At 65.5% G+C, this 16,389-nt stretch carries 14 protein-coding genes and 4 pseudogenes; 7 read left to right on the top strand and 11 right to left on the bottom strand.

The window, feature by feature from the left end:
- Window positions 1-106: 106 nt before the first annotated feature.
- A pseudogene (locus ACGFYN_RS43295) lies at window positions 107-1,479 on the bottom strand (tyrosine-type recombinase/integrase).
- Window positions 1,476-1,649, bottom strand: a complete 174-nt coding sequence (locus tag ACGFYN_RS43290; protein WP_393871534.1) for a helix-turn-helix transcriptional regulator — start codon at window positions 1,647-1,649, stop codon at window positions 1,476-1,478. Before ACGFYN_RS43290 ends, ACGFYN_RS43295 begins: the two are co-directional and overlap by 4 nt.
- A 231-nt stretch (window positions 1,650-1,880) precedes the next feature.
- Between ACGFYN_RS43290 and ACGFYN_RS43285 the strand changes: the two are divergent.
- Window positions 1,881-2,583 (top strand): annotated as a pseudogene (locus ACGFYN_RS43285) (transposase family protein).
- Here ACGFYN_RS43285 and repSA read toward each other — a convergent pair.
- The 5 genes and pseudogenes from repSA to ACGFYN_RS43260 form a co-directional block, all read right to left on the bottom strand.
- On the bottom strand, window positions 2,542-3,837 hold the full coding sequence (gene repSA / locus ACGFYN_RS43280; protein ID WP_393871512.1) for a replication initiator protein RepSA: 1,296 nt from the start codon (window positions 3,835-3,837) through the stop codon (window positions 2,542-2,544). The pseudogene ACGFYN_RS43285 and the gene repSA sit on opposite strands and share 42 nt — an antisense overlap.
- A gap of 208 nt (window positions 3,838-4,045) precedes the next feature.
- Window positions 4,046-4,234 (bottom strand): hypothetical protein, encoded by a 189-nt coding sequence (locus tag ACGFYN_RS43275; RefSeq protein WP_393871511.1) that lies wholly within the window; start codon window positions 4,232-4,234, stop codon window positions 4,046-4,048.
- Window positions 4,231-5,034, bottom strand: coding sequence for a phosphoadenosine phosphosulfate reductase (locus ACGFYN_RS43270; RefSeq protein WP_393871510.1), 804 nt, complete (start codon window positions 5,032-5,034; stop codon window positions 4,231-4,233). The genes ACGFYN_RS43275 and ACGFYN_RS43270 overlap by 4 nt, the downstream gene beginning before the upstream one ends.
- A complete protein-coding gene (locus ACGFYN_RS43265) occupies window positions 5,031-5,237 on the bottom strand; it encodes a hypothetical protein (protein ID WP_393871509.1) in 207 nt (68 codons plus the stop codon). The genes ACGFYN_RS43270 and ACGFYN_RS43265 overlap by 4 nt, the downstream gene beginning before the upstream one ends.
- Before the next feature lie 89 nt (window positions 5,238-5,326).
- Window positions 5,327-5,470 (bottom strand): annotated as a pseudogene (locus ACGFYN_RS43260) (SpdD-like protein); the annotation flags it as partial.
- A gap of 10 nt (window positions 5,471-5,480) precedes the next feature.
- Between ACGFYN_RS43260 and ACGFYN_RS43255 the strand changes: the two are divergent.
- The 3 genes from ACGFYN_RS43255 (at window position 5,481) to ACGFYN_RS43245 (ending at window position 8,028) form a co-directional block, all read left to right on the top strand.
- Window positions 5,481-6,719, top strand: coding sequence for a helix-turn-helix domain-containing protein (locus ACGFYN_RS43255; protein ID WP_393871508.1), 1,239 nt, complete (start codon window positions 5,481-5,483; stop codon window positions 6,717-6,719).
- Between the two features lie 175 nt (window positions 6,720-6,894).
- Window positions 6,895-7,332, top strand: coding sequence for an ester cyclase (locus ACGFYN_RS43250; RefSeq protein ID WP_393871507.1), 438 nt, complete (start codon window positions 6,895-6,897; stop codon window positions 7,330-7,332).
- Window positions 7,333-7,584: 252 nt separating this feature from the next.
- Window positions 7,585-8,028 carry a hypothetical protein gene (locus ACGFYN_RS43245; RefSeq protein WP_393871506.1) on the top strand — a complete coding sequence of 148 codons (444 nt, stop codon included), beginning with the start codon at window positions 7,585-7,587 and terminating at the stop codon, window positions 8,026-8,028.
- Window positions 8,029-8,036: 8 nt separating this feature from the next.
- On the opposite strand, the gene ACGFYN_RS43240 is transcribed toward ACGFYN_RS43245, so the two are convergent.
- The 3 genes from ACGFYN_RS43240 to ACGFYN_RS43230 all read right to left on the bottom strand — a co-directional run bounded on the left by ACGFYN_RS43240 (window position 8,037) and on the right by ACGFYN_RS43230 (window position 11,840).
- Window positions 8,037-9,815, bottom strand: a complete 1,779-nt coding sequence (locus ACGFYN_RS43240; protein WP_393871533.1) for an IS481 family transposase — start codon at window positions 9,813-9,815, stop codon at window positions 8,037-8,039.
- Between the two features lie 946 nt (window positions 9,816-10,761).
- On the bottom strand, window positions 10,762-11,355 hold the full coding sequence (locus tag ACGFYN_RS43235) for a hypothetical protein (protein ID WP_393871505.1): 594 nt from the start codon (window positions 11,353-11,355) through the stop codon (window positions 10,762-10,764).
- Between the two features lie 299 nt (window positions 11,356-11,654).
- Window positions 11,655-11,840 carry a hypothetical protein gene (locus ACGFYN_RS43230; RefSeq protein ID WP_393871504.1) on the bottom strand — a complete coding sequence of 62 codons (186 nt, stop codon included), beginning with the start codon at window positions 11,838-11,840 and terminating at the stop codon, window positions 11,655-11,657.
- Between the two features lie 697 nt (window positions 11,841-12,537).
- Here ACGFYN_RS43230 and ACGFYN_RS43225 point away from each other — a divergent pair.
- The 3 genes from ACGFYN_RS43225 (at window position 12,538) to ACGFYN_RS43215 (ending at window position 15,436) form a co-directional block, all read left to right on the top strand.
- Window positions 12,538-13,128 carry a hypothetical protein gene (locus ACGFYN_RS43225; protein ID WP_393871503.1) on the top strand — a complete coding sequence of 197 codons (591 nt, stop codon included), beginning with the start codon at window positions 12,538-12,540 and terminating at the stop codon, window positions 13,126-13,128.
- Between the two features lie 260 nt (window positions 13,129-13,388).
- Window positions 13,389-14,225, top strand: coding sequence for a hypothetical protein (locus ACGFYN_RS43220; protein ID WP_393871502.1), 837 nt, complete (start codon window positions 13,389-13,391; stop codon window positions 14,223-14,225).
- Window positions 14,226-14,947: 722 nt separating this feature from the next.
- The gene (locus ACGFYN_RS43215; RefSeq protein ID WP_393871501.1) at window positions 14,948-15,436 is read left to right on the top strand and encodes a hypothetical protein; all 489 of its coding nucleotides are present in this window, start codon (window positions 14,948-14,950) and stop codon (window positions 15,434-15,436) included.
- Between the two features lie 674 nt (window positions 15,437-16,110).
- Here ACGFYN_RS43215 and ACGFYN_RS43210 read toward each other — a convergent pair.
- A pseudogene (locus tag ACGFYN_RS43210) lies at window positions 16,111-16,389 on the bottom strand (peptidase S8); the annotation flags it as partial.

The following is a 16,389-nucleotide window of genomic DNA, read 5'->3' as shown; positions in this document are numbered from 1 at the left end:
AGATCTTGAGGCATCGTTCCTGGTCAGCCTGGGAAACGGCGAAGGCCCCCGGACAAATCCAGGGGCCTGGAGCCTAGCGTGGCTCACACACGCTGCTCACGCGCGATCATTCGTATTCCCGCAGCAACTCTTCGATCTTGCGATTGGCGACCTCCTGCCGGCCGTCGATGCACTTGGCGTAGCGGCCCAGCAGGACCTCAACGCTGTTGCCCGCCCGCTCGGCAACCTCGGTCGCGTCGACGCCGGAGTTGAGCCAGGTCGACAGCGCCGAGTGCCGAAGGTCGTACGGGCGGGCCGCGAGCGGCGAGGCAGCGGCGGCCGGCGGGAGCGCCAGCGTGCGAGCCTCCTGCCAGATGCGGAAGTAGGTGGACGAGCCGACCACTCCCCCGCGCTCGTTGGTGAACAGCCGCGCGTCCTCGGCTGTTCCGAACGTGTCGAGGTGTTCTCGCAAGATCGTGACGAGCTGAGGTGGGATCGGCACCGGCCGGACCTCTTCAACAGCTCGATTCTTGAGGCCGCGGTCGTCGTGCGTCTCGCCGGAATCAGTCCAGCGCTTACCGGCACTCGGCCGGGTCCGATTGAGCAGAGCCGTTCCCCAGCCCCTTTCCGGCAGCTTCAGGTCGGCTGCCTTGAGGGCCACCACTTCGGCCGGGCGAAAGGCGCCGTAGTACATGCAGGCGAACAGTCCGACGAGTCGACGCCCGCGGGCCCGGCGGTGTCCACCGATCTATGAGACTGCGGTCAGCAACGCGCGAGCCTGTTCAGGATTGGCGACCACTCGGGGATCAACTTGCTTGACCACCTTCGGCTTCTTCCAACGCATGGCAGTGTTCGGGTTCTCTTTGAACTCGCCCAGGTCCACCGCATAGTGCATGGCGTTGACCAGTGTCCGCCGCTTGCGTCGTACGGTTTCCGCCGCAGCAGCCGTCCCGTCGAGCTTGAGCTTCAACGAGTCCAGCACGGCTCTTCCGATCGCAGCGTCGCCGAGATCCGCGAGAGGTCGCGAGGCCTTGGCCACCCAATAGAGCGTGTTCGCAATCTCTGTCGGCAAGTCACGATCATCAGGGCCGGGCAGCACGAAAGCCCAGTTGCGAAGCGCCTTCCTGATCAGGTCATCCGCGGGTCGCCCCGGGCGGTCGTCGAGGAGAGCCACCGTACGGAGGTCAGCGAGTCATTGATCGAGTTCCGCGTGTTCGGCGCAGCATGCGGCCACTTCATAGCAAGGTACTTCAAGGCGAAGGCGTACCACGTCACCGACGGCGCCTTTTCGATCAACGAGTCAGGCAGCCCGGTCACCGTGTCGAATTCTTCCCCGTCGCGCATGGCGCGGATCAGCTTCGAACGGTGATTGTCGGCAAGTCCCTTGGTGCGGAAGTGATCGGAGAACACGTTCCCGGCAACGATCCATCTGACGTCGTACGACGGCTTCTTGGTGTTCCTCTTCCGTACGCCCCAGACCTTCACGTCGAGCGACTTCACACCGCCGCCCTTTCCTGGCTGTTCAACCACGCGGTGAAGTCACTGCGCCACACCCTCAGTTCACCATTGGGCAGCTTGAAGGCCCGCGGAGCCTTACCCAATTCACGCCACCGGTAGAAGGTCCGGCGTGAGATTCCCTTGAGCTCTGCAAGGATCTCGTCGGTTGTCATCAGCTCATCCCTCACGTCGGTTCTCCTTCCAGGGCTTCGCGGGCGGTTTCTCGGTTGAGTTGGATGTCGTGGGCGATGGTGGCGGCGAGGGCGGATTCGCCGGGGGTGTGGCCGTGAGGTTTTTCAGCGTGGCCACTGATCGGGTGACGACGTAGCCGTCCGCAACGGACAAGGCTCCCGTGCCGTTGAGAGAGGTGTTCGACGTCTCAACTCGCTGGCACAGGAGCCTTGTTGGTTTTCTATCCTGCCGCACTCGACCTGCCCCATGCCCTGGTCGAGTGGGTCACCATGCTCATCGTCACCCGCGAGGGTGACCGCCGCTGCAAACTCCCGCCGCACCAGCGTGCTCTCGTCGGTCTGGTGTACCTGCGCCGGCACCGCCCACGCCTACACGGCTGCGGTGATCGGCCTGCTCGCCGATCGCGCGCCCGGCCTGCTGCGCGCGCTGCGCGAAGCCGACCCCGACTACGTCCTGCTGGACGGCACCCTCGCCGAGTGCGACCGGGTCGGCGACAGCCGCCCCGACTACTCCCACAAGCACCGTCGGCACGGGGTGAACGTGCAGGTGGTGACCGACCCGGCCGGGCGGTTGCTGTGGATCTCACCCGCCCTGCCCGGCCGCGCCCACGACCTGACCGCGGCCCGCACCCACCGGATCATCCGTATCTGTGAGCGCCAGGGCGTCCCGATCCTCGCCGACCGGGCCTATACGGGAGCCGGTTCGTGGGTGACGACACCCCTCAGACGTCCGCCGGGCCGCGAGCTCACGCCAACCCAGCAAACCGTCAACCGCGCGCTGTCCGCGGCACGGGCACCGGTCGAACGCGGCGTGGCACGACTGAAGTCCTGGCGCATCTTCCGCAGATCCCGGTGCAGCCCGAATCGAATGACGTCAATCGCCGCGGCCGTCCTCATCCTGGAGCGGCAACGCTGAAAGAGCTCCGTGTCCGGCGTATTGCCAGTCGGCCAGGACGAGGACGGTGTCCGGCTCGCGCTCATCGAGGCCGAGGGCGGCGCGTTCCTGGGCGGCGCGGTAGTCGGCGCGGGTCTGGCGCAGGGCGCCGAGGGTGGTGGAGTAGCTGCGGGACTTGGTGGAGAAGTGGCCGCGGAAGCCGAGCATGTGCGCCCAGGCCCACAACCGGCGGTCCGGGTAGAGCGGGTCGAGCCGCTTGCAGGCTTCGATCAGGCGGCGGGCGTGGTCGGGCACGTGGTGGCGGTCGAGGTCGGCGAGTTCGGCGACGCGACGGTCGAGGGTGCCGGTGGTCTCGGCGGCCTTGGTGGCGTACTTGGCGACGTAGGAGGCCACGGCCTGTTCGGTCAGGTCGGAGCCGTCCCCGAAGGCCTTCACGGGGCGCACGTCGAGTTCGCGGCCCCAGCAGAGGGTGCGGGCGGGTTGGTCGCCCGTTTCGTCCAGGCGAAGGCTCGTATAGGGGTGCCGGACGGCGGCGTGGATGGCGTCGGTGACGCTCGCCCAGGCGGGCGGGGCGTCTTCCGGTCCGTCCGGTCCGTCGAGGCGGATCACGGCATGGAAGTGGATGGCACCGCGCTTCTGGAACTCGGCGACCTTGCCGAAGGAGATGCGGCAGACCTCCTTGAGTTCCCGTTGAGTGATCCCGGCGCGGGCGGCGATCTCGCGGCGCCGCCGGTTGGTGAAGCGCTGCCACAAATCACCGGCATGGTTGTTGAACAGCGCCGCGCCCGCGTAGTCGTAGGTATCCGCATCGAGGGCGGTGCCGAGGGCGGGATCATCCTCGCGGTGGCTCCGGCCGCAGCGGCAGCGTCCATGGTCGGGCCGGTTGTGCACCGCACCGAACGACGGGGCGGTCAGGGTGGCGAACACCCGCGGGTGATCGCGGACCGTGGCGGTGATGTCGCGGCGGTCGTCACCGGCGAGGCCGGCTCGGATGAGGTGGTAGGTGTCTCCGGCGTAGGTCCAGGCGCAGGACGGACAGCGGGAGGCGCGCCGGTTGCCGCACGCGATCCGCAGCCGGCCGCCGGGTTCGGCGTGGGTGCTGTAGTGGCGCAGGGTCTCGCCGGTGCTCTTATCGTGGCGGGTGGTCCAGCCGCGCAGGTGGATGGGATCCGCGCAGCCGCCGGTGCGGTGGACCTGGTGCTGCCAGCGCTCGAAGTCCGGGGCGGAGGCCACCCGCAGCAGGTCGCCCAGGACGCTGGGGTCAAGGTCAGGCACGAGCAGCCTCCCGCACCAGGTCCAGCAGGCCGGAAGGCGGGGTCCACAGACCGCGAGCGCCGGGCCAGGAGACGGGGCGGGCCAGGTGGTGGACTTCGGTGCCAGTGCCACTGGCCGGGGGCGGACCACAGTGTGCACATGCCGTCGTCCGGATGGCAGTCGTCGAGGCGTGCCCAGCCCAGCACGGCGCCGGTCGGCTGCGGGCGGGTCAGGAAGGGGCGGGCCATGACCGCGTACCGGGCGGCCGGGTCGAGGTGGCGCCGGCGTGGATGAGCAGCCAGCCGCGGTAGTCGGTGGCCCAGCGCCGGTTCTCGACCCGCTTGGTGGCGTAGACGATGCAAGACGCCCAGGGCTGCCACAGGGTCAGGGCCCGGACTTCGCGTGCGGTATGGGTCATGTCCAGCACCACCCGTTGTCGCAGCCTTCGTCATCGGTGTCGAACAGCGGCAGTTGGCTGCCCGCCATGAAGAGCTCGCGCAACGGGCGGCCGGTGCGCGTGAGGTAGACCGGACGCTTGCCCTTGACCGCGAGGTGAGCGTTGATGGTGTCTTCGACCCCGCAGGCGCGGGCGAATCGCGCTGGTTCGTGCTCGTGCATGGCCTGCCATTCGGGGATCTTGCGCATCGGGCAGAAGTCACAGGAGCTCTTGGGCGGCACCGGCAAGCCGGCCGAGCGGATGATGCGCGGGCAGTCGGCGCGGCGAATGCCGAGTTCCAGGAGGGGATAGACCAGCCGCTCGTAGGGTATCGCCTTGGACTCGTTGGCGCGACCGATCACGTCCAGGCTGATACCCACGGCGACGGTGGCGCGATTGTCGGCGGTGGCGCCATGTGCCCGTAACCAGGCACCAGTGACGAGGATCTTGAATTCTTTGGTGCAGACCCGGGAGCCGGGCTTGCCGTTGGCGAGGAAGACCGGGATGGTCTGCCGGCTGCCCTTGCTAGTCATGATCCGCTGACGGATCGTTTCCGTCGTGCCCTTGGCCTCGCGATGCAGTTCGATCAAGTCGAGGCCATGAGCGGCGGCGTAGGGGGCGGCGTACCGCGTGATGTAGCGCAGGGTGTGCGGGTTTTCGCTATCGGCCCCGACGTTGGCGAAGAGGAAGGTGCGGAAGTCGATCCGTTCTTGGGCCGCGAGGACCAGGGCGGCGGTGGACTGCCAACCGCCTCCGAAACTGAAGGTCCGAAGCTCGCTCATGCGACCACCTCCACGTCCGCGGTGGTCAGGCGGGGGCGCATGGGCACGGTGCCGGTGCCGTGGCAGGTGCGGCAGTCGACGTGGAGCACGAGGCGGGTGCCGTCGTCGTGGCGGGGGCCGCAGGTGATGGTGGCGGTGGCGAAGCCGTCGCAGTTGGGGCAGATCCGCGTACGGGTGAGTGTGGCCAGGGTGGGGCCGTACATGATGGTGGTTCCTTCCGGATCGTTGGTTCGGAGTGGGACGGCGCCCGGAGCGGACGAGACTTGGCGGTTGAGGCCGCTCCGGGGGCCGGTCAGCGTCGGGTGTCGCTGGCGAGGATCGAGCGGACGACTACAGCGACCACGGCGACCGAGGCGCCGGTGATGGCGATCGCGAGCAGCAGCGAGACCAGGACGGCGCCGACGACCAGGACCACTGCGGTGCCGCCGCCGACCCGGAGCCGAGAAGTGACCAGTTCAGACACCATGACTGTCGGCCAGAGGGTTAAGGAGCTGCGCCGCGCCGCAGGTATGTCCCAGAGCGATCTTGCCGCCGCGATGGGACGCTCCGAGAGCTGGGTTTCGCAGGTCGAAAGAGGTGTGCAGCCTGTAGAGCGGTTGTCGGTCCTTCAGGCTCTCGCCGATGCGCTCAATGTGCCCGTGCGCGACCTACGGCCGGACGCCGCTGCCCCAGCAGAGGTAGTCGAGCCGGAGGAGCAGGCGTACAGCAACGACCTCGACGGTCTGCGGGTAGCCCTTACCGGACACCCCGCACTGGGAAGCCTCTTCCAGCAACCCCCGGCCGAACCGACTCCATCGCTCGCCGCCTTCCGTCAGCAAGTAGACGAGGCATGGACTCTCGTGCACGCCTCGAGCTACGCCGCCCTGAGCGATCACCTCGCCAAGCTGCTTCCGAGCATCGAGGCCGCTGTACGCCACGCGCCGGCGGGTGAGCGCACTGAGCTTCACGCCCTACGCGCCAAGGCGTACCAGGTGGCCGCAGCCAGCTTCACTCGCCAAGACCAGGCGGATGCGGCATGGATCGCGGCCGACCGAGCACTACAGGCAGCGGAACTCGCAGGGCAGCCGTTGGAAGTCGTCGCGAGCTTGTTCCGAATGGCGCACGCCTTCATGCGGCAACAGCACATGGACCAGGCCGAGCAGGCCGCGCAGTCCGCTGCAACAGTCATGGGCCCGAGGACAGAAGCCCCCACCTGCCCGCCGGAAGAACTGTCGCTCTTCGGCGCCATGAACCTCGTCCTTGCAGTGATCAACGCGAGGGAGGGCAACCGGGGGCAGACTCACGAGCACATCGACCGAGCGCGCGGTATCGCAGCGCGGTTGGGCGGTGACCGCAATGACTTCGACACGGAGTTCGGGCCCACGAACGTCGAGATCCATGCCGTAAGCACGGCGGTGGAATTGGGGGACGCGGGGCTTGCGCTAGAGGTGGCCGAGCACGTTGACGCATCGGGCCTCTCGCCTGAGCGCCAGTCACGTTTCCTGCTTGACGTGGCGCGGGCACACGCGCAGCGGCGACACGTCGGCGAGGCCACAGCCGCACTCGTGGAGGCCGAGGACCTAGCACCCGAGCAGATCCACGACCACCACTTGGCCCGCGAGGTCATCCGCGACTTGATCCAGCTCTCGGACCCTCGGATTCCCGAGTCGCTGCGCAACTTGGCCGAGCGAAGTGCCGTCATCTAGGCCCGCATCAGGCAACGTCCGTCCGCCAGCGCTTCGCTGAGTCACCGCGGGCTGCATCTGGGTGACCTCCACAGCGGCCTGGTGTGCCGAGGACGTGGCGAGGTGGGCCGATGCGTGACGATTCGGGCTGTATGTATCGCTTCGGCGGCACAAATGATCACGCAGAGGGGTGCCCATGTCCACCGAGGAGAACAAGAGGCTAATTCGCCGGTTCTACCAGGAGATCGACGAGGGCAACGTGGAGGCCATGGCCGATCTCGTGGCCGAGAACTACCAGGACCACTCACCGCCAGCCTTTCCGGGACTCGCACCCGGTCGCGAAGGTCTCAAGCAGGTGTTCCGTCTGTTCTCGGAAGCTGCACCCGATGGGACTCATACGATCGAAGACCAGGTCGCGGAAGGCGACAAAGTCGCGACCCGGCTGACGGCCCACGGCGTGCATGAGGGAGACCTCCCGGGCATCCCTGCCACTGGCAAGCCGGTCACGATGACCGCGACGGTGATTCACCGCATCGAGAAGGGCAAGGTCGTCGAAAAGTGGTCTGACAGGGATCTCTTCGGCTTCCTTCAGCAGCTCGGTGTCATCCCGACGCCCGGCGAGACGTCGGGATAGCCCAGAGCGACACTGCGATCCAAAACGGGTCCGTCAGGCAGAAAGTTCGATGGCGCCCTGTTGGTGCTGTGATACGCCGCGCTGATCCCGCGTTGGGGGCGTCCCCGCCAAGCTTGTGCTGGTGACGGCACGAGCGTCGGCGCGAGACAAGACAATGCCCTCGAAGCCCTGTCGAGTCTCAGTTGATGGTTGACGGGTTGGCGTCGGGTGATGCTTGACGTCTGTCCTAGACATCGTGACTTACTGTCTGCCATGGCGGACCGTTTCTCTGAGATCACCTCCGTGGAGGAGTTCATCCGGCTGCGGCAGAGCGAGGAGCCAGCGGAGTACAACCGCTCGGCATGGGCAACCTTGCCGCTGGCAGTCTGGTGGGACCTGGTGCGCAACCATCCCGACATGCGGTTTTGGGCTGCGCATAACAGAACTGTGCCGCCGGAGATTCTGGCCGCTCTGATCAAGGATTCCGACTGGCGGGTCCGGGACCGGGTGGCCAGCAAGCGCAATTGTCCGTCTGAGCTGTTGGAACAGTTGGTCGACGATCCGCATGACTCTGTGCGCAGGCTCGTTGCAGGTCATCCACGCTCGCCGCGTTCAGCAGTTGCGCGTTTGGTTGACGACCCGTGGCCGATCATTGCGGATGAAGCCCGTGCCAGGCTGGCCAAGTGGCCGTCCACGGAGTCGTCCGAGCCCTCCTGACGCGGCGGTCACACGATCTTCCGGCGGTTGTGTTCGCCGGAGTTGCGGACGACCACCTCCTTCCTGGTGGTGCGGGGAACGGTGGTGATCAGCTCGGTGCCCTGGAAGATGCGGATGCTGGTCTCGTCCAGGTGGGCGGTGACGACCTGGCGGGCATGGCCACGGCCGAGCTGGATGCGCTGTCCGGCGACCACGAACCCCCCGGTGCTGCTGACGGTGCGCTCGGCGACCTGTTCGCCGGGCGGTGGCAGCAGCGGTGAAGGGCCAGCCGGACGGCCACCCTGCAGACGGTTGCAGGCCGACGGCGGCAGCGGGCTGGGCAGGGTGGCCTTGAGGACCCGCTGTTCGTCGAGGACCTGAAGGGTCCGCCCGTCCAGCCGCAGGGTGACCCGTTGTCCGGCGAACGGCCAGCCGATCAGGACCTTGTCGCCGCCCAGACCGACGTAGCCGACCGCATTGACGGTCCGGTCCACCTCCACCGCCTTCGCGGAGTCGTCGACCGGGCCGGGATCGTCCGACCAGGGCCTGGCCGGACGAGCGTCCCCGCTGGCCAGCAAAGCTTTGAGGTCCCGGCCGGACAGCTTCGAGGGCAGCGTCTTGTGCCGTGCCCCACCGATCAGCACATGCAGCCGGTTCACGTCGATCCGCAACGTGACCGTGGTGCCGGCCAGAGCCGGGCCGAACCAGATCTGCTGCCCGCGCAGGCTCAGATTTCCCGAAGCAGGAACCTGCCGTTCCAGCTCGATCGCACCGATCTCGCCCTCGGCCAACGGCCAGGCCACCGGCGCCGGTTCCGGCGGCAGGGGATCCGGTGGAGCCGCGGGAGTGACCAGGTCGAGGCGGGCGGGCAGGACCACCGGCAACGCGTCCTGCTCGGCCCGCGACCGGGGAATGAACCGGCTCGCCGGGACAGCCATGTCCAGTGCCTGGTGCGGCCGCCGCTGGTTGTAGTCCTCCAACCACCCGTCCACCGCTGCCTGCGCGGCCGCGAAATCTGCGAACGGGTCGCAGCCGTCGAGGAGTTCGCGCCTCAGCGTCTGATGAAACCGCTCGATCTTTCCGGTGGTGGTCGGGGACTGCGGCTTGGTGAGCCGGTGGGCGATGCCGTTCTCCCGGCAGATCCGGTCGAACATCGTCTCTCCGGGCCGTCCGGAGCCGAACCGGGCGGTGAACTGCTTGCCGTTGTCCGTCAGGACCTCCTCGGGCACCCCGAACCGGATCAGGGCTTCCCCGAAGGCCCGACACACCGCGCGGGCGGTGGCCCGCTCGACCACCTTGGCGATCACCATGAACCGTGAGTGGTCGTCGATCCCGGTGACCATCTTGCACTCGCCGCCACCGGCGAGCAGGATGCCGCCGACGATGTCCATCTGCCACAGTTCCATCGCCGCAGACCGTTCCCACCTGCGGTAATCCGACCGGCGCCGCTTACGGACCCCGGGCTCGACCAGACCGTTGCGGACCAGGACCCGGTAGATGGTCGCCCGCGACGGGACCGGCGCGATGCCCCGCCGCTCCAGCTCGTGCACCAGGCGGCGCGGACCCCAGCCGGGATGCCGGCGCCGCAGTTCGCAGACCACCGCCTCCACCTCCCCGGCGATCCGGTGCGGACACGAGACCGGACGGTGCGAACGGTCCGCCAGCCCCGGCAGGCCCGACTGCTCGTACTTGCGCACCCAGGCATGCACCGACTGCCTGGAGACCCCATACCGGGCCGCGACTTGAGTGACCGGAACCCCCGCGGCAACCTCCATCACCGCGTGATACCGCTGCTCGACCACGCTCAACTCCACCAGCACGGCCCCGGCCCTCCCCATGCGCCCAATCCAGGCGCACAGCCAAACCGAGGCAAGCGGTGTCAAGCATCAGGTGAAGCCACTGCGTCAAGCATCAACCGAGACACGACAATGCCCTCGAAGCCCTGTGCGGTAGAACTTTCTCTACATCATCAAGGCTCGCTGCGCTCGCGCGTCCGGTGGCCGACGGCACTTGTCGATCATCGCCAACCCGACCGCCGCACACTCCGCCCCAGCGCATCAACGGCCGCACCGGCCCACACACCACCGCCACCACGATCCGGCCTCAGGAGAGGAAAGACGCAACAGCAGCTCGACCCCAACGCCCCGCTTCCGGGGCCACGTCGCACCACTTTCCACCCGGTTGCCTACACCAGTAGGTCGGATCAAACCGAGGGCCGCGCCAAGCGCGGCGGCGCCGGCCGGTCGCCGCCGCGCCGCCTCCATGTCTTCGCCACCGGCGCACGTCGCCGCCCGCCCGTCGCCGCCCGCAGCGGCCAAATTCCAACACGGGCAAGGGGCGGATGTGATTCCTAACGGGCAGGTCAAAGACGCTTTGTGTTACCGAAAGAGGCCGGATCGTGGTGGCGTTGGCATGCGGGCCGACGCTGCCAGATGCGCGGGCGTCCATACGGCCCGCTGATCCCGCACCTAGCCGCCGGCCGGACGGCGGATGCGACCATGAGTGGGGAGAACCCCGTCGTGGCCGGGACGGTCGGCTCCAAGACTTTAAGGTCTGCCGACCTGCGGGGCCCCTCCGAGAGCATGAAAGGGGGCCGAGTGCCTGCTTCGCACGGTGAGGATCAATGACCCTCTCCATTGGTACAAGTGTAATGGCCCCCTTTCATGCTCTCGCCCCACAGATCACCAGACCTCAAACTCTCTCCACCGACCTCGCGGAAAATCAGGCGGAAGCGTTTCACTGTCGCCAGCGCAACTAGGTTTTCTTCGGGTGGAGATGAAGACCCTCCCAAGCCGAAATGTCGCGATCGCTCAAATATTCGGCGGACACCGTGCGCCAGCTCTCCTCAAGCATCAAAGCTCGCACGTCCTCGTTGAAATCGACAGGCCGTGCAGTATCCATCATCTTCCGAATACCCTGCCTGATCTCGTCATCTGAGGCACTGCCCCTGGTCGGGTCCACTTCCTCAAGCTCACGCCGATAAGCACGAAACCTGTCGTCGTCATCCAGGAGAGACTGAAGATTACTCCTGATGCCAGCCCTTTTCGCATTAGCTTCATCGGAAGAATGCTTAAACCAGCGCCCGAGCTCATCTCGAATACTGATTACCAGGAAGCTCTCCAAGAGCCCCAGCGAAATCAACTTCTCCGCCTTTTTTCTCAACACTGTCAGAAATCTTTCAGCGTCTTGCAGCCCATAGTCCGGCAATCCAAGTTTCACGCCAAGAACGACGCCAGCATCCACAAGGAAGGACTGGCTGTTCAATTCGGCCGTCAATGCCTGACGAAGCCGTGAGAGCAGTTCGCCGGATGCCCCAGTCACCTTAGCCGGTGGCGTCAAATCGTCCATATCGCAACCATAGCTGCACACAGCGCATATCGTGCCGCGAGCATAGGGTCGCTGAAGGATGACTAGCGGCCCGCAGGGTTCCCTGGGGCCGTCTCTGGGCCGTTGAAGGGTGCTCAACGACAACCAATGCTGACAACCATCGACAGCCAAGCCGCAGGTCGCAGCGTTGATCGATTACACAGCCGCAGGTCAGGGACCCGGCCTTTCACTTCTTCGGCTACTGATCGCACTTGCGCGCCCATTCGAGACTCCGCCGACCGTACACAGACGTGGCATCACCGCGTGGAAGATCCAGGACGTCAGTGACCGCTCCAGAGACCCATCGCTGCAATCCAGATCAGCATCGAGGCACCAAAGGCCGCCGAGCAAGTCCGAATGGCAGGAGCTACGGGTACATCAGTCGCTTCCAGGATGACGGCTCCAAGACCAACAACCATGGAGACGAGGATCCCAATGATGAAGATGAGCGCCACCGGCTCAATCACCTCTCTGAAGGTGGTTGAACCGGACCGGTCGTAGGCAGGCTCAGCTCAACCACGTACCAACATGGTTAGAGCCGAGTCCCTGCCCGACAGTCGGGGGCTCAGCAGCAGATCGCGAAGACCTGCGTTTGATCGCACTCAACAACGCGCGTTGAGCAGTACGAGGAGCCCAAACTCCTCAAGCTTATGATGTTGCTCCTCCGGGGAGCACACCCTTCCTTGTCTGGTGGTTGTTCCCATCAAAGAACTGATCACTGTCGGTTACAGCGCTATGGGACCACCATCCTGATTGACTCGACGCCTGGCCGAGTCCCCTCAGGTGGGGGACGGGGCAAGCCACCTGGGCTCGCCACACTGTCCACCGCAGAGCTTAACACGGCCTTGGATGCACCCTGTTGACACACATCGAGCCGAAGCCGTAACGACATGCCCTGCACGTACCCGTACGGGCGGGGAGTGACAGGGAAGAACGGGGAGCATCGGCTTGGACCCGGAAAACGCGCAGTTCAACGTCTCTGCAGGTAGGCCGACATCCGCATACGCGATCTTCCAAGCTGCGTTCGTGGTGACCGCCACGCACCTAACGCGGCAGCGACTCAAGCGGCGCGTCTCCGGGGTCATGAACCTTGCGCGGACGAGAACCCGCAGGGCGAGTCTCAGAAGTTCCACCCATCTACTGAGCGCCCGGCACACTTCAGGCATGACTGCCGAGCAGGCGACTGTGGTCGCCGCCTTTATAGGTGTCGTGGGTGGCCTTGCCGGCGTCTACATCGGGCGTTGGCAAGTTCGGGCCGAGGCGGTAGTGGAGCACGAGCAGTGGCTCCGAGGACAACGGCGGGAGGCGTATACAGCGCTTCTCGCTGCCTGGGACGCGAGCGTCTTGAAGCTCGTCGATCTGCCCCCGGATGGAGAATACTGGGCTCACCTGGAGGCCACATACCAGGGAGATCCAGTCGAGGCCATGGAAGAGAAGATCTGGAACGAGTCCCTCCAGATCAAGGAGGACCTCAAACAGCACCTTGAGCGGGTACAGCTATTGGGCCCCGACACCGTCGATGCCGCGTGTGCCACCCTCGCCGATACTGCGGAGGCGGTAGTCCAAAGGGTTCGTCGGGTTCATTTCCCATTGAACGAGGCCGCCATCGAGGAGCTGGACGAGCTGCGAGACCGAGCCGATGAAGCACGCACAGAGTTCTTCAGTGCCGCTCGCCAAGAGATACACACACCTCCGAGTCCAAGACGGCGAGGGTGGGCCAACCGGTACCTGGCCCGCGTCCGGCAACGGAGCTAGCGCAATTGGCGCACTGTGCGGCCGGGGCCGTCCGAGGGCAGCCAATGACGACAGTTGCAGACCGCTCTCCGCCTGCTCAGTGAGGGCACGCTGGGTACCGTCGCAGGCGCCAATCCCTGAAGGTAAGTTGAGGACACAACGCTCGTACGGATGTCCAGCATGAACGCGCCACCGCCTTGACTAACTCCGCACGGGAAAAGGGCATTTGATCCGAGCCACCTAGCTGTACGGGGCACTTGAGCTGTGCCGTAATGGCTTCTGTGGATCACAACTCGCTGCGCAAGCTCGTCGAAGGCCAGCTCCTCCGCCTCGAGGGCAACGCCTTCCAGGACTGCATGGATCGACTCGGCCAGGCCCTCCACCCGGGCGACTACCAGCCCGTTCGCGCCGCTGGCCCAAAGGGCGACACGAAGAACGATGGCTACTGCCCGAAGGCGCGGGTGTTCTTCGCAGCCCACGCAACGCGCGGCGAACGGATGGACAAGACCAAGTCGAAGATCCGGAGTGACTTAGACGGCTGTCTCAGGGAGCACCGCGACGTCAAGGTGTGGCGCTTCCTCACCAACGACACGCTACCGGGTGAAGTTGACCAGTTCATTGACAATGAACTTCGCCCTGCTCACCGCGATATCACGATCGAGGTATGGAGCCTAAAGATCCTGGCCGAAGAGATCTGCAAGTTCCCTCAGAGGGGCATTGAGAGGATCATCGACGTCATCTTCGATGAAGCACAACCCAAACCAAACTCGGCGCAAGTGGTGATGCTAAGTCACATCAAGTCGGGGCGTGCCCTGTGGCCGATCCTCTCCATCTCTCAAGCCTGGATGCCGGCCGACGAGCCGGACGACTGCACCCGGGACGAGCAAGACCTCATAGACAGTGTGATCCAGACGTTCACAGACTGGCTGGAGATCTCCGAAGACGTGGAAGTGTCGAGAGCAGGGGTCCGCGACGCTCAGCGAGGTATCGACGAACTCCTGAGCGAGCTGCAAGGTAAGGGACTTGCCCTGTACGCAGGCACTGGCGACAGCGGCAACCGCTGGGCGATTCGCTTCCCGATGGCAATCTTCAAAATCGCACGAGAAGGAGATAGATAGATCAGGTGCGCGGCTCGGTCACCACGGACCGAGCGGGTGGAGCCGCAGACCCGCCCGCCGACTTTCCCGTGCCACATCGGTGCCAGATCTAGCGGGGAATCACGGGGAACGGCGGTGGCCGGCGGTTGCCTAATCCGTTGTCCGTCCACGCCGACGTCTCGCAGGTCAGAGTCGCACACTGCTCACCTCGCTCCTAAAGCGGGCGTAGCACCTACCTGCGATGCCGGATGTACCAACCCGCCACCAGCACGACGAGAATGGCAACGACGAAGGCCCACACGGTCGTTGCGCCGTGGTATGAGCGGTAGGCGATTAAGGCAAGCATGTCCAGGCGGATACCCCGGGCGGGCGGCTTCAGCCGACCCGTGCTGCCCGCCCCCTGTCGAATGCGTGTCAGAGGCGTCGAGATTTCACGCTTTGCCTCCGAGAAGCGCCAGGTCAGAGAGGATGCGTCATTGATCTCGCTAGGCGCCTTCTAAGCCCTCAGCCCAAGCCTCTCAGTAGACCCCAGCAGGCCCCTTCGCGCCGCATGGCCGGATCCGCGCCCTTGTTGACGCTTCATGTATGTGTCACACAGTTAGGACGGGATGTCTCGACGAGGGGGACTCTGCATGCCTGACCTGGGTGATAACAGCGGTGAGCCGTCGGGCTGGGCCATAGAGCGGTTCGGGCGGCATGCCTTTGAGCGATAGTGTGACTGTCATCACACTCTGGGGGTAGGCGTGGCACTGATCTCGAAGAAGAGTCCTGAGCAGCAAGCTCAAGCAGCCGCGGAGAAGGCACGGAAGCAGCAAGAGGCCGAAGACAAACGGCGCGCTGATCAGCTTGAACGCGAACGACAGGCGTTCATGAGCACGCCGGTGGGGCAGGCTCGCCAGTCGTTCGAGCGCGGGGATCTTGTGTTCCAGTGCTCAATAGACGTAATGAGTCAACAAGCCATCATCGTCGCCATGGTTGGCAGCACCACAGCGCAGAGGACCAGCGATCCGGTGGTCGTCCTCAACGCGGTCTGCCATGAGGGGTGGGAACTGGTCAACGGCTCGTTCGTGTTTGTCGAGCAGGGGCAACAGAGCCGCGACAAGTTCATGTCCTCCGGTCAGAACGTCGCGATCAAGGGGGAAACGGTCGGCTACTACCTCTTCAAGCGCTGCGAGGAGAACCGCCGCAAGGCGAATGAACCGTGGGCACAAAACGCCACAGCTGACGGCTGATCCTCGCCAGCTCGTCACGGCCGAGAACGTAGACTATTTGCGGACGAGTCTCGCCCTGCGATGCACTGAGAAGTCAGTGACCTGCGCATACGCTCCGTACTGAATCGCCCTCCGGATCCGTGTGTACCAGCATGTTCTGACGTCCACGGTTGACATCAACGCCGTCGGACGGCGGCGACTACCATTCCGTTCTTCAAAGCGTGGTACGACGAGGCGGTACCGAAAACCGCTACCTGAGGAAAGGGAGCAAACAACTTCGCTGACGCAAAGTGGTGGTCGTCTACCTCCTGCCTCTTGTGGCCACCTCAATGTGGTGTGGGTTTATGGCCCTCGCATAGCGACTTCGGTCCAGCAATAGAGAGGCTCAGCTCGCCCCGGCCCCCCGGTCGTTTCCACGTCACCGAGATCTCGGACAGCTGAGATCAACAGCCTCGTGCACAAGCGGCGGAATCAGCAGTCGGCCACCGCGACGTAGTCCCTCGACCTCAGCTTCGACGGCGACGGACGCTGCGCAGCCACCGACCGAGCGCGAACGCCTCCCGTCCTCTCCTGGCCCCCGAGCGTCAGGCGCGCGCCGCGTGACCGGCCGCCGGCGCGGGCAGGTTGAAGCACTGCGGTGCCGAAGCCGAAGCCGCTCCGGCTTGGCACCGCAGTGGTGTTGTTTCCTGCCGGGTCTACTTGGTGAAGGCCGCGACGCCGTTCGGGGTGCCGAGGCCCGTCGGGCCGTCGTAGCCCTTGCCGGCCTTGCACTGGTAGTCGTTGCAGGAGCCGTTGGTTCCGTCGGTGACGTCGTTCAGCTTGTCCGGGTGGGCATAGGGGTAGGAGGCTGGGACGTCGCCAGCGGCCGGGGTGCCCGCAAGGGCGTAGACGCCGGCGATGAAGGGTGAGGAGGCGCTGGTGCCGCCGTACTCGTTCCAGCCGCTGGCCTGGTAGGTGTCGTAGACGGCAAGACC

The sequence above is a fragment of the Streptomyces sp. NPDC048419 genome (genome assembly GCF_043200415.1).
Lineage (GTDB): Bacteria > Actinomycetota > Actinomycetes > Streptomycetales > Streptomycetaceae > Streptomyces.
The sequence above is the reverse complement of the archived record's forward strand: the minus strand, read 5'-3'. Positions and strand labels throughout refer to the sequence as shown.

Coding starts and splice junctions, on each gene's coding strand:
- ACGFYN_RS43270 (WP_393871510.1), bottom strand. CDS start 5,034: ATGAGCGAGCTTCGGACCTTCAGTTTCGGAGGCGGTTGGCAGTCCACC.
- ACGFYN_RS43275 (WP_393871511.1), bottom strand. CDS start 4,234: ATGACCCATACCGCACGCGAAGTCCGGGCCCTGACCCTGTGGCAGCCC.
- ACGFYN_RS43235 (WP_393871505.1), bottom strand. CDS start 11,355: ATGGACGATTTGACGCCACCGGCTAAGGTGACTGGGGCATCCGGCGAA.
- ACGFYN_RS43290 (WP_393871534.1), bottom strand. CDS start 1,649: ATGACAACCGACGAGATCCTTGCAGAGCTCAAGGGAATCTCACGCCGG.
- ACGFYN_RS43225 (WP_393871503.1), top strand. CDS start 12,538: ATGACTGCCGAGCAGGCGACTGTGGTCGCCGCCTTTATAGGTGTCGTG.
- ACGFYN_RS43245 (WP_393871506.1), top strand. CDS start 7,585: ATGGCGGACCGTTTCTCTGAGATCACCTCCGTGGAGGAGTTCATCCGG.
- ACGFYN_RS43265 (WP_393871509.1), bottom strand. CDS start 5,237: ATGTACGGCCCCACCCTGGCCACACTCACCCGTACGCGGATCTGCCCC.
- ACGFYN_RS43250 (WP_393871507.1), top strand. CDS start 6,895: ATGTCCACCGAGGAGAACAAGAGGCTAATTCGCCGGTTCTACCAGGAG.